Origin of the sequence: Streptomyces nanshensis, assembly GCF_001751255.1 — a bacterium.
GTDB classification, from domain to species: domain Bacteria; phylum Actinomycetota; class Actinomycetes; order Streptomycetales; family Streptomycetaceae; genus Streptomyces; species Streptomyces nanshensis_A.
Window position 1 is genome coordinate 1 of record NZ_LJGW01000413.1, and the last position, 10,984, is coordinate 10,984.

The 10,984-nt window shown below is 73.7% G+C and carries 9 protein-coding genes and 1 pseudogene; 4 read left to right on the forward strand and 6 right to left on the reverse strand.

Going from position 1 to position 10,984, the window contains the following annotated elements:
- Both zapE and AN218_RS25820 read left to right on the forward strand, forming a co-directional pair.
- Positions 1-1,104: cell division protein ZapE (gene zapE, locus AN218_RS25815; protein ID WP_244900721.1), on the forward strand; the 1,104-nt coding region annotated here is incomplete at its 5' end.
- A 109-nt stretch (positions 1,105-1,213) separates the two neighbouring features.
- Positions 1,214-2,599, forward strand: a complete 1,386-nt coding sequence (locus AN218_RS25820) for an alkaline phosphatase PhoX (protein WP_070019383.1) — start codon at positions 1,214-1,216, stop codon at positions 2,597-2,599.
- A gap of 217 nt (positions 2,600-2,816) precedes the next feature.
- Here the strand turns inward: AN218_RS25820 and AN218_RS25825 are convergent, their stop codons facing one another.
- Together AN218_RS25825 and AN218_RS25830 are read right to left on the reverse strand one after the other, a co-directional pair.
- Positions 2,817-3,485, reverse strand: a complete 669-nt coding sequence (locus AN218_RS25825; protein ID WP_070019384.1) for an ABC transporter — start codon at positions 3,483-3,485, stop codon at positions 2,817-2,819.
- Positions 3,482-4,366: an ATP-binding cassette domain-containing protein gene (locus AN218_RS25830; protein WP_079132592.1), complete on the reverse strand. Its 885-nt coding sequence runs from the start codon at positions 4,364-4,366 to the stop codon at positions 3,482-3,484. The genes AN218_RS25825 and AN218_RS25830 overlap by 4 nt, the downstream gene beginning before the upstream one ends.
- Positions 4,367-4,582: 216 nt before the next feature.
- Between AN218_RS25830 and AN218_RS37595 the strand changes: the two are divergent.
- Positions 4,583-5,936, forward strand: a pseudogene (locus AN218_RS37595) (MbnB/TglH/ChrH family RiPP precursor modification enzyme).
- A 34-nt stretch (positions 5,937-5,970) separates the two neighbouring features.
- Here the strand turns inward: AN218_RS37595 and AN218_RS25840 are convergent.
- Entirely contained in the window at positions 5,971-6,351 is a 381-nt protein-coding gene (locus tag AN218_RS25840; protein ID WP_070019388.1) for a VOC family protein, read from the reverse strand.
- A gap of 397 nt (positions 6,352-6,748) precedes the next feature.
- On the opposite strand from AN218_RS25840, the gene AN218_RS25845 reads away from it, so the two are divergent.
- Positions 6,749-8,362 carry an alpha/beta hydrolase gene (locus AN218_RS25845; protein WP_070019389.1) on the forward strand — a complete coding sequence of 538 codons (1,614 nt, stop codon included), beginning with the start codon at positions 6,749-6,751 and terminating at the stop codon, positions 8,360-8,362.
- A 66-nt stretch (positions 8,363-8,428) separates the two neighbouring features.
- Here AN218_RS25845 and AN218_RS25850 read toward each other — a convergent pair whose 3' ends face one another.
- From AN218_RS25850 to AN218_RS25860, 3 genes are all read right to left on the reverse strand, one after another.
- Entirely contained in the window at positions 8,429-9,370 is a 942-nt protein-coding gene (locus AN218_RS25850; protein ID WP_070019391.1) for a phosphotransferase family protein, read from the reverse strand.
- A 154-nt stretch (positions 9,371-9,524) separates the two neighbouring features.
- Positions 9,525-10,277, reverse strand: coding sequence for a hydrogen peroxide-dependent heme synthase (hemQ, locus tag AN218_RS25855; RefSeq protein ID WP_070019393.1), 753 nt, complete (start codon positions 10,275-10,277; stop codon positions 9,525-9,527).
- A gap of 37 nt (positions 10,278-10,314) precedes the next feature.
- The coding region (locus tag AN218_RS25860) for a protoporphyrinogen/coproporphyrinogen oxidase (RefSeq protein WP_171908797.1) at positions 10,315-10,984 on the reverse strand (670 nt) is incomplete at its 5' end.

Here is a 10,984-nt window from a genome sequence, read left to right on the forward strand (position 1 = left end):
TCCGGCCCGTCCCCCGCCGAGCGCGCGCCGCTGTCCCTGACGGCGCGCGAGCCCCGCGTACCCGCCGAGCGCCTCGTCGCCGAGATGGTGCCGCCGCCGCGCTTCGACGCCGTCCGCTTCGGGACGTACGTACCGGACCCGGAGCACCCCGGGCAGGCCGAGGCGGTCGAGGTGCTGGGCTCGTTCGCCGCCCGCGTCGGCGGTACCGGCAGAACGGGACCCGGCACGGGCGGCAGCGGCGGTGCGGCCGGCGGTCTGAAGCGCTGGTTCCGGCGCGGTGGTTCGTCACCGTCCACACAGTCCGGCCCCCTCGGCGTCTATCTGGACGGCGGCTACGGCGTCGGCAAGACGCATCTGCTCGCCTCCCTCTGGCACGCGACCGACGCGCCTCCCGAGCGCAAGGCGTTCGGCACGTTCGTCGAGCTGACGAACCTCGTCGGCGCGCTCGGCTTCCGGCAGACCGTCGAGACGCTCGGCGGCCACCGGCTGCTGTGCATCGACGAGTTCGAGCTGGACGACCCCGGCGACACGGTCCTGGTCTCCAGCCTGCTCTCCCGTCTCGCCGAGCGGGGCGTGGCCCTGGCCGCCACGTCCAACACGCTGCCCGGCAGGCTCGGCGAGGGCCGCTTCGCCGCCGCGGACTTCCTCCGCGAGATCCAGGGCCTCTCCTCCCACTTCCGTACGCTGCGCATCGACGGCGAGGACTACCGGCACCGCGGACTGCCCGCCGCGCCCGCGCCGCTCGCGGACGACGAGGTCACACGCGCCGCGCACCGCACACCGGGCGCCTCGCTCGACGCCTTCCCGGCGCTGCTGTCGCATCTGGCGGCGGTGCACCCGAGCCGTTACGGGGCGCTCGTCGACGGTCTCGACGCGGTGTGTCTGACGGGGGTCGGGCCGGTGCCGGACCAGTCGACGGCGCTGCGTCTGGTGGTGCTCGCCGACCGGCTGTACGACCGCGAGCTTCCGGTGGCCGCCTCGGGAGCGCCCTTCGACGAGCTGTTCGGTCCGGAGATGCTGGAGGGCGGCTACCGCAAGAAGTACTTCCGCGCGATCAGCCGTCTCACCTCCCTCGCACGGGACGGCGCCCGGCTCGCCGCCTGATGAACCGGCGGCCCCCGCGGCCGGTCGGCCCCGGTCAGAGCTAGTGCCCGCGCCCCCGCCCCCGTGGTAGACACACCAGACATCTGCCCCGCCGGACAGGGAGCTTCGTATGACGACACGACGTCAAGTACTCGCGAGATCGGGCGCGTTGGGAGCGGGCATCGCCTTCTCGGGTGCCCTCTCGGAGTTGTTCACGGGTACCGCCGCCGCCCAGGGAACCGGAGGGCGTTCCGGCTACGGACCGCTGGTGGAGGACCCCGAGGGAGTGCTCGATCTGCCCAAGGGCTTCCGCTACAAGATCCTCTCCCGTGAGGGCGACGATCTGCGCTCGGGCGAGGGCAAGGTGCCCAGCCACTGCGACGGGATGGCCGCCTTCGCCGGCCCGCACGGCCACGACGGCCGCCACGGCTCGACATGGCTGGTGCGCAACCACGAGAACCGGATGGACGCGGAGCACGGCGTCCCCACCGTCGAGGGGCTCACCTACGACCCGGAGGCGCTCGGCGGCTGCACCGTCCTCGAACTCGGCCACGACGACGAGGTCCTCCAGGAGCGCGTCGGCATCGCCGGCACCTCCACCAACTGCGCGGGCGGGCCCAGCCTTTGGGACACCTGGCTGACGTGCGAGGAGACCGAGTTCAAGGCCGGAGAGGAGGGCTACACCAAGGACCACGGCTTCATCTTCGAGGTCGGCTTCCGCAAGGACCGGCCCACCTCCACCGAGCCGCTGACCGCGATGGGCCGCTTCCAGCACGAGGCCGTCGCGTTCGACCCGCGCAACGGCGTGGTCTACGAGACGGAGGACGCCTTCGAGAAGCCCTTCGGTCTCTTCTACCGGTTCCTGCCGGAGAAGCCGCTGGGCGGTTACGGCTCCCTGCACGCGGGCGGCACGCTCCAGGCGATGCGGGTGCCCGGCGTACCGGATCTGTCGGTCGTACAGGAGCCCGGCACGAGCTTCGAGGGGATCGAGTGGGTGGACGTCCCCGATCCGCTGGCCGCCGAGACGCCGATCCGCTTCCAGGACTTCGGCAAGGACGGCATCACACACGCCCAGAAGCTGGAGGGGTGCTACTGGGGCGGCAAGTCCGTCTACTTCGTCTCCAGTTACGCCAAGAGCGAGGAGGGCTCGCAGGCCGACCACTACGGGCAGATCTGGCGCTACGACCCGAAGCACAAGAAGCTCACGCTCGTGATCGTCTTCGGCCCGGACACCGATCTGGAACTGCCGGGCGAGGAGCCGGACAACATCTGTCTGGCGCCCAGCGGCGGGCTGATGGTGTGCGAGGACGGCGAGGGCGCGCAGCACGTCTTCGGTCTGACGAAGCACGGCGCCGTCTATCCGATGGCGCGCGGACGGCAGAACGTCGGCACGCCCGAGGAGCCCGCGTGGGGCGAGTTCGCGGGCGTGACCTTCTCGCCGGACAACCGCACGATGTACGTCAACTGCTATGACCCCGGCACCACGTTCGCGGTCACGGGCCCCTGGCGGCACTGACCGCGGCAGCGCATCCGTACGGGCACAGGCCCGGGTCCCTCCGGGGGCCCGGGCCGCCACGCGGCTCCCGTACGGGCCAACTCCCCGTCGCACACAGGGGGTTGAGGACCGTACGTCCGACGTACGCCCCATGTACGCACCGCACGGGCCGAGTTGAGCCCGCGCCCCCGCCCTCGTGCGGCCGCCTTCGTACGCAAGCCCTCGTACGGCCGCCGCCTCAGACCCGACGCCCCGCCTGGCGGCAGGCGAACGCGACGGCCAGCAGCGCGGCTCCCGCCGAGAGCGCGGCCGGGATGTAGGGCACGGTCACCGTCCCCGAGTGGGAGCCGGTCACCAGCCCCGAGACCGCGGCGTTCGCCGGTGATCCGGCCGCGACGAGCGCCAGCAGCACCGCGAGCATCCCGGACGGCACGGCCCAGCCCGCGCTGCGCATCACCGGCCGGTTGCACAGCGCGCCGACGGCCGTGCCGAGCAGCGCGCAGGCCAGGTCCGCGAGCAGCCCCGCCCCGGCCGCGGGCCACAGCGGGACGGCCACATGCCCCTCGGAGCTGTACGGCTCGCTGGCCGCGACCGCGAACGCCGTCCCCGCCGCACCGAGCAGACACGCGCCGAGGAACGCGGTCAGCAGGCTCGCCAGATGCACCCGCCCTGGCCCGGCCGCCGCCGCGGAGCACTGCCGGGCGGCGTCCGGTTCGCCGTTCACACAGATCCGTACGAGCCAGGCGGTGACGGGCAGCAGCGCGGCCGAGGTGTAGCCCAGGCCGTCGAGCAGCGGCTCGCCCCACTGGACGCCGACCGCGAGGAAGGCCGCGTAGAGCACCAGCGGGGACAGCCACCGCTGGGAGCGCGTCAGCAACTCGGTCTGGTAGCCCAGCAGCGCCTTCACCTCGGCTGCTCCTCACGTACGACGGAACGGATGTGCCAGTAGCCGGCGAGCAGGCCGCGCAGCAGCGCGTCGGAGTAGGCCACGGGGACCGTGAGGACCGTGGTGTCCTCGCCGGTGTGCCGTACCTGCGGCGAGCCGGGCAGGCCCTCCGGGAGCACGACGCCGGGCGGCGCCTCCGCCTCGACGCGGACGCGCGGCCCGGACGCGGGGGCTCCGCGCCGCTGCGGCTCCTGCCCCGTGACGTCCCGTACGCCGCCGTCCTCCACGCGGTACGTCGCGTCGGCGGCGCCGGCCAGCCGTCCGGGGTCGTGGTCGACGAAGACGACGGTCGAGCCGTCCGTGACGAGCGCGGCGACCGCACGGTCCAGCATGGTGCGCGCCGCCGGTTCCAGGCCCGTCCACGCCTCGTCGAGGACGAGCAGTTCGGCGCCGACCATGAGCGCCTGCGAGACGACGACCTTCTGGCTGCTGCCCTTGGACAGTTCGGACAGCGGCGTGCGCGCGTACGCGTCGGCCCCGAAGCGCTCCAGCCACTCGCGCGCACGCTCGCGTGCGGTGCTGCGTCCCAGTCCGTGGATGCGGCCCATGCGGACCAGATAGTCCAGCACGGTCATCGGCATGGCCGCCGGGAAGCGTTCGGGCACGTACGCACAGCGGGGGCGGCCGGTGATCCGCCCGGCGCTGGGCACGTCGATCCCCGCGATCAGCCGCAAGAGCGTCGACTTGCCGCTGCCGTTGGCGCCCTCGACGCGTACCAGGCTCTTCTCCTGCAGCGTGAGATCGACTCCGCGCAGCACCCATACTCCCCAAGGGCCCGAGCGTGCCCCGGAGTTGTTGCCCCCGTTCCGGCCGTATCGGCGGCCGACTCCGTCCAGTCGCATGGAAGTCGACGGTAGCCGAGGCGGGCCCGCCGCGCCGCTCGCCTGTGCGAACCTCAAGTACGGCTCTGAAACCGGGACGTGGAGGATTCGTCCGCGCGCGACGTGGCAGAAGCGCTGGAGAGCGGTACGACGGGGCCGGGGGAAGGGGCAGTGGGGATGACGGACACGGGGATATCGGTGGGCGCGGCGGACGCGGCCGGCACGGCGGAGACGGGGGTGCGGCTGGGCACCGGCATCGGCTGGCGCCCGGAGATCGCGGACGGCATCGAGGCCCTGCCCGGCATCGACTGGGTCGAGGTCGTCGCGGAGAACGTCTGCCCCGGCCATCTGCCCGAGAGTCTGCTGCGGCTGCGCGAACGCGGCACGACCGTGATCCCGCACGGCGTCTCCCTCGGCCTGGGCGGCGCCGAACTCCCCGACCCCGCACGGCTGTCGGCCCTCGCCGGGGCCGCCGAGGCGCTCGGCTCACCGCTGGTCACCGAGCACATCGCGTTCGTACGGGCGGGCGGGCCGCGCACCGGGCACCCCGAGATGGAGGCGGGCCATCTGCTGCCCGTGCCGCGCACCCGGGACGCCCTGGACGTGCTGTGCGAGAACGTACGCGTCGCCCAGGAGGCGCTGCCCGTCCCGCTCGCCCTGGAGAACATCGCGGCGCTCTTCTCCTGGCCGGACGAGGAGTTGACCGAGGGCGCCTTCCTGGCCGAGCTGGTGGAACGTACGGGCGTACGGCTGCTCATCGACGTCGCGAACCTGCACACCAACCACGTCAACCGCGGCGAGGACCCGGCCGCGGCGCTGGACGAACTCCCCCTGGACTCCCTCGCGTACGTGCATGTGGCGGGCGGCTTCGAGCGTGACGGCGTCTGGCACGACAGCCACGCGCACCCCGTACCGCCGCAGGTCCTGGACGTGCTCGCACAGCTCCGCGCGCGTACCGCGCCACCGGGCGTACTGCTGGAGCGGGACGAGAACTTCCCGCCCGTGGACGAGCTGGCCGGGGAGCTGGAGAGCATCCGGCGGGTGCTCGAAGAGGGCGCGGAGCAGCGGGAGTTGAGCGTCCATGGCCGCTGAGACGACGGGCACGAGTACGGGCACGGGTACGAGTACGGACGCGGACGTGGGCACGGTCACGGTCACGGAGGGGGACGCCGGGGGCGGCGGCAGCGCCGCGCGGGAGCGACTGGGGCGCGCACAGGCGGAGTTGCTGGCCGCGCTCGTCGCGGGCGCGTCCGCGCCGGACGGATTCGACCGGGAGCGGCTGGCGGTGCAGAGCCGTGCGCTCGTCGCCAAGCGGGCCGGCGTCGTCGCGAAGGTCGCGCCCGAACTGCCCCTGATCCTGGGCGAGAAGACCTTCCGCACGCTCTTCCACGGCTACGCGCGGACCACCCCGATGACGGGCGGCTACCGGCGCGACGCCCTCGACTTCGCCGCACACGTCCTGGACGAGGGCACCGCGGGGAGCCTGCGGGCACGCAGGAGGCTGCGGGTGTGGTGGCTGGAGCGCTCCGGCCCCGCGCCGCTGCGGGGCGGACGCTTCCGCCGGTGGCTGCGGCTCGTCCTCGGCCGCTGAGCCGTCAAAGCGGGCTGCGCCAGAGCGGGTTGTGTCAGAGCGGGTTGAGGCGGGCCTTGAGCAGGCAGAACTCGTTGCCCTCGGGGTCGGCGAGCACGTGCCAGGGCTCCTCGCCGGTCTGGCCGATGTCGGCAGAGCGCGCCCCGAGCTTCAACAGCCGTTCCAGCTCGGCGCCTTGGTCACGGTCGGTGGCGTTGACGTCGATGTGCAGCCGGGGCTTCCCCTGCTCCGGCTCGTCCCTGCGGCTGAGGATGATCGTCGGCTGCGGCCCGCCGAACCCTTCGCGCGGCCCGATCTCCAGGGTGCCGTCGTCTTCGCGGTCGAGCACCACGAAGTCCAGGACCTCGCACCAGAACCGCGCCAGCACCTCGGGATCCCGGCAGCCGAGCACGAGTTCGCTGATACGACATGCCATGGACGCAACCTGCTCTCAGCGTGGGACCTGCCCGGGTGGCCGCATACGGAGCCGTGCGGCTCCCCGCGGTGTGAACACGCGGAGAAGGTACCGGGCGCGGTGAGCGGGCGCGAAGGATTTCCGGGGCGGGCGGGTCGCGCCCCGTACCGGTACGGACCGGCGGCCGGGCCGGAACACGGGGAGCGTACGGACTCTGTGCCCGAACTCCCTTCCGTACGGGCGGAGTTCGCACGTACGCCCTGACGGGTCCCCGCTTCGGACCATGCGCGCCGACACCGGCCGCCGGTCGTTTACTCCGCCAACCGCTACGCGGAGCATACGAGTTGGTCACACAACGCGTACGCACACTCACGTACGGCACACCCACGACGACGGATACGACAGGAACGAGGCACCCGTGCGCTCAGCCGCGATCCACGCCGCGCTCGGCGCGCTCGTCCTCACCGGCACGGCGATGGCCCCGAGTTCACATCCGGCGGCGCACGAGACACCCGGAGCACACCCCACCCGGCAGACACGCGAGGCGGCGGGCGCCGCACGCGCCGCGGACGCGGCGGCCGCCGCCGGGATCGACTGGCGCGAGTGCCCGGACGACGAGGGTCTCCCCTCATACGCCGAGTGCGGCGAGGTCGCCGTCCCCCTCGACTACGCGGCGCCGGACGGCACGGCCCTCCGCCTCACCGTCAGCCGCAAACGCGCGACCGGCCCGGCCCGCGCACACCAGGGTCCGCTGCTCCACAACCCCGGCGGCCCCGGCGCGGACAGCATGAGCTTCCCGCTGTACCCGACGCTGCGCGGCGGAGTGTGGTCGAAGCTCAACCGCGCCTACGACCTCGTCGGTTACGCCCCGCGCGGCGTCGGACGCTCGGCACCGCTGCGCTGCCACGGCCCGGCGGACGAGCGTGCGGCCGTACCGTCCGTACCGTCCGCGGCGGCCCAACGCGCGCTGCGCGAGCGGGCGTCGGCGTTCGCCGGTGACTGCGCACGCCGGTACGGCGCGCGGCTCGCCCGCTTCACCACCGCCGACAACGCCCGCGACCTCGACGTGCTCCGCGCCGCCCTGCACCGCAGGAAGCTCACCTTCACCGGCACCTCCTACGGGGCGTATCTCGGCGCCGTGTACGCGACGCTCTACCCCGGACACGTACGCCGTCTCGTCCTGGACAGCGCACCCGACCCCCGTCCGGAGCGGATCTGGTACCGCGACGCGCTCCAGCAGAGCACGGCCTTCCAGCGCCGCTGGGGCGACTTCGCCTCCTGGGCCGCCCGGCACCAGCGCGTCTACGGGCTCGGCACCACGGCGGCGGCGGTGCAGCGCCGCTTCGACGCGGCACGCGCGGCGCTCGACCGGACCGACCGACCCGGCCGGACCGACCCGGAACACTCCCCGGGCGGCGGGGCCGGCTCCCGCGGCCTGCTGCTCGGCTATCTCGACGCCGGACGCAGCGCCGAGAGCTGGCCCCGACTCGCGTCCGCCCTGGCCGACTTCGACGAGGGCGACCCGCGCGCGCTGACCCAGGTCGCCGCCTCCGCATCCGGCTCCGCGGCACAGCGGGAGAACAGCGACGCCGCCTATCTCGCGGTGCAGTGCTCCGAGGGCAACTGGCCGCGCACCTGGTCGCGCTGGGCCCGCGACCACGCCGCGCTCGCCCGCCGCGCCCCCTTCCAGACATGGGAGAACCTGCGGACGAACCTGCCGTGCGCGTACTGGAGTCGGGGTGGCGCCCCCGCGCGTCCGGTCCCCGTCGGCCCGGCCCCCGGACGGCTGCCGCCCGTCCTGCTGCTCGCCTCGACCCGCGACGGCGTCACCCCGTACGAGGGCTCGGTGCGGACCTGGCGGCGGCTGCCGGGCTCCTCCCTCGTCACCGAGGTGGGCGCGGGCGTCCACGGCGTCGCCGGGGGCAACGCATGCGCGGACCGTCATCTGGCGGCGTATCTGCTGACGGGCCGCACCCCGGGCCCCGCGGCGGACTGCCCTCGCCGCCCCGGCCCGCACCCCCACCGCTTCTGAACTCCACCCGGGACCCGAACTTCCCTGCCTCGCCCGCCGGTTCACATCCGTCCGACGGAACCCGCGTCAGGCGGCGCCGAACACGGCGTTGCGCCGCAGCAGTCGGGCGCACCACCGGAAGTGCCCGTCGCTCTCGTCCCGGCCGAAGAGGTCGTACGTGGTGAGGGCGTACGCGGCCTGATACGCGGCGAGGGCCGTCGGCGCGTACCCGAGTTCGCGGGCGAAGAGCCCGGTGAGTTCCCTGGCGTGCTCCTCCGCGTACGGCCCGTACATGTCCCAGACGGCCGCGGCGACGGCGGCTTCGAAGGCCGGGTCGCCGGCGGTGGTGTAGAAGCCGAAGTCAAGCACCGCGACGGGCCGTCCGTCCGCGTCGAGGTGGATGTTGGGCGGGACGAGATCGCCGTGGACCGCCGTCACCGGAACCTCGGGCAGCGAGCGCAGCGCCTTCCGGGTGCGGTCGACTCCCGCCTCGAAGTCCCGTACGCAGACGGCCAGGGCGGGACCGTTCCGCGCCGCGGCCCGGACGACCAGCGCCGCGAGCGCGTCGCGGAAGCAGTCGTGGTCCCGCCACAGCGGACGGTCGTCGCCCTGGACGGTCAGCCGGCGCATGGCCTCGGTGCCGGGCACGGAGGCCATGCCGCGCAGCACCGTCAGCAGCGCGTCGCAGTGCCGGGCGGACAGCTCGCGCTCGTAGTCCTCGTGTGCGGAGTCGCCCCGCATCGGCTCTCCGGGCAGTTCGCGCTCGTACGTCACCAGGACGCCCGCACGCTCCTCGACGTCGAGGATCTCCGGGGTGGCGAACGGCAGCGGGTGCCGCGCGATGTCCGCGTACACCTCGCGGGTCAGCTCGACGTCGCCCGGCGGCCGGCCGCTCCACACCTTCGCGACCAGGCCCTCGCCCAGCGTGTAGACGATCCCCTCGACACCGGCGCCGATGCGGCGGACGCCGGTGTGCCCGCGGTCGGCGAAGTACGCAGGCCATGGGTCGGAGAGTCGGGGGTTCGGCATGCGGAGCTTCTCCGTTCGCGCAGGGACCGGGCAGCCCCGCACCGGCCTCACCGGCGTGCCGGACACCGGCAGACAGGCAGGCAGACAGACCGGCAGACCGGCAGACCGGCAGACTGACAGACAGACGGGCTGCCGGCACACGCCTCGGAACGCCTCAGACCAGCCCGGCCACCAGCTCCGCGACGGGCTTGCGCCGCCCCGTGAAGAAGGGCACCTCTTCCCGTACGTGCATCCGCGCCTCCGAGCCCCGCAGATGACGCATCAGGTCGACGATGCGGTGCAGTTCGTCCGCCTCGAAGGCGAGGACCCACTCGTAGTCCCCGAGGGAGAAGGCGGGCACCGTGTTGGCCCGTACGTCGGGGAAGCCGCGGGCCATCCGGCCGTGGTCGGCGAGCATGCGGCGGCGGTCCTCGTCCGGCAGCAGATACCAGTCGTAGGAGCGCACGAACGGATAGACGCTCACGTACGAGCGCGGCTCCTCGCCCGCCACGAACGCCGGGAGATGCGACTTGTTGAACTCGGCGGGCCGGTGCAGCGCCATGTTCGACCAGACCGGCTCCAGGGCGCGGCCGAGCCGGGTGCGGCGGAAGCGGTTGTAGGCGTCCTGCAGCGCGTCGGAGGACTCGGCATGCCACCAGACCATCAGATCGGCGTCGGCGCGCAGCCCCGAGACGTCGTACGTGCCGCGCACCACCACGTCCTTCGCGGCGAGCTGCCCGAACAGCTCCTCGACCTCGTCCGCGTATCCGCCGCGGTCCTCGGGCAGCGGTTCGCGCACGCGGAAGACCGACCACAGGGTGTACCGGACGACCTCGTTGAGGTCCCTGGCCTTCTTGCCCGCGTTGGGTGTCCTCTCGGACTTCTCCGGTGTCTGGGGGGTTTCCGGGTTTCCCGCTGTCTCCGGCATCTTCGGCGCCTCCGGCGGTGGTGCGGCAGTCATGGGCCTATTCTCGCGCGCTGCTCGCCGCGGCCCGCGCCAGGGTCTCCCCGGCCGCCCGCCGTCCGCTCGCGATGCACGCGGGGATGCCGACGCCCTCGTACGCGGCTCCGCACACCGCGAGGCCCGGCACGTCCGCGACGGCCTCCCGTACGCGGGCGACGCGGGCGCCGTGCCCGACCGGGTACTGGGGGAGGCCGCCGTCCCAGCGGGTGACCAGCCGGTCGACGGGCGCGGCCGTCAGACCGGTCGCCGACCGCAGATCGCGCAGCGACAGCGCGGCGAGTTCGGCGTCGTCGCGTTCCAGTACGGCCTCCTCCCCGTACCGTCCGACCGAGGTGCGCAGCACGAACAGCTCCGGGTCCTGTGCGGCGACCCAGCTCCACTTGTTGCCGGAGAAGGTGGCGGCCTTGATGGTGCGGCCGTCCACGGGCGGTACGAGGAAGCCGCTGCCCTCCGGGACGCGCTCCAGATCGCCGCGCCGGAAGGCCAGCGTCACCAGCGCCATCGACGCGTACTCCACGGCCGCCAACTCCCGTGCCGCGGCGGGCACTTCGTCCACCAGCAGGCGCGCGGCGCGGGGCGCGGGCACCGCGAGCACGACGGCGTCGGCGTGCAGCACCTCGCCGCCGTCGGTGACCACGCTCCAGTCGGCGGGCGCCCCGTCCGCGCGGACG

What these genes read in the sequence shown, in the direction of transcription:
- AN218_RS25820 (WP_070019383.1), top strand. Translation starts at nt 1,214, where the DNA reads ATGACGACACGACGTCAAGTACTCGCGAGATCGGGCGCGTTGGGAGCG.
- AN218_RS25830 (WP_079132592.1), bottom strand. Translation starts at nt 4,366, where the DNA reads ATGCGACTGGACGGAGTCGGCCGCCGATACGGCCGGAACGGGGGCAAC.
- AN218_RS25840 (WP_070019388.1), bottom strand. Translation starts at nt 6,351, where the DNA reads ATGGCATGTCGTATCAGCGAACTCGTGCTCGGCTGCCGGGATCCCGAG.
- AN218_RS25850 (WP_070019391.1), bottom strand. Translation starts at nt 9,370, where the DNA reads ATGCCGAACCCCCGACTCTCCGACCCATGGCCTGCGTACTTCGCCGAC.
- hemQ (WP_070019393.1), bottom strand. Translation starts at nt 10,277, where the DNA reads ATGCCGGAGACAGCGGGAAACCCGGAAACCCCCCAGACACCGGAGAAG.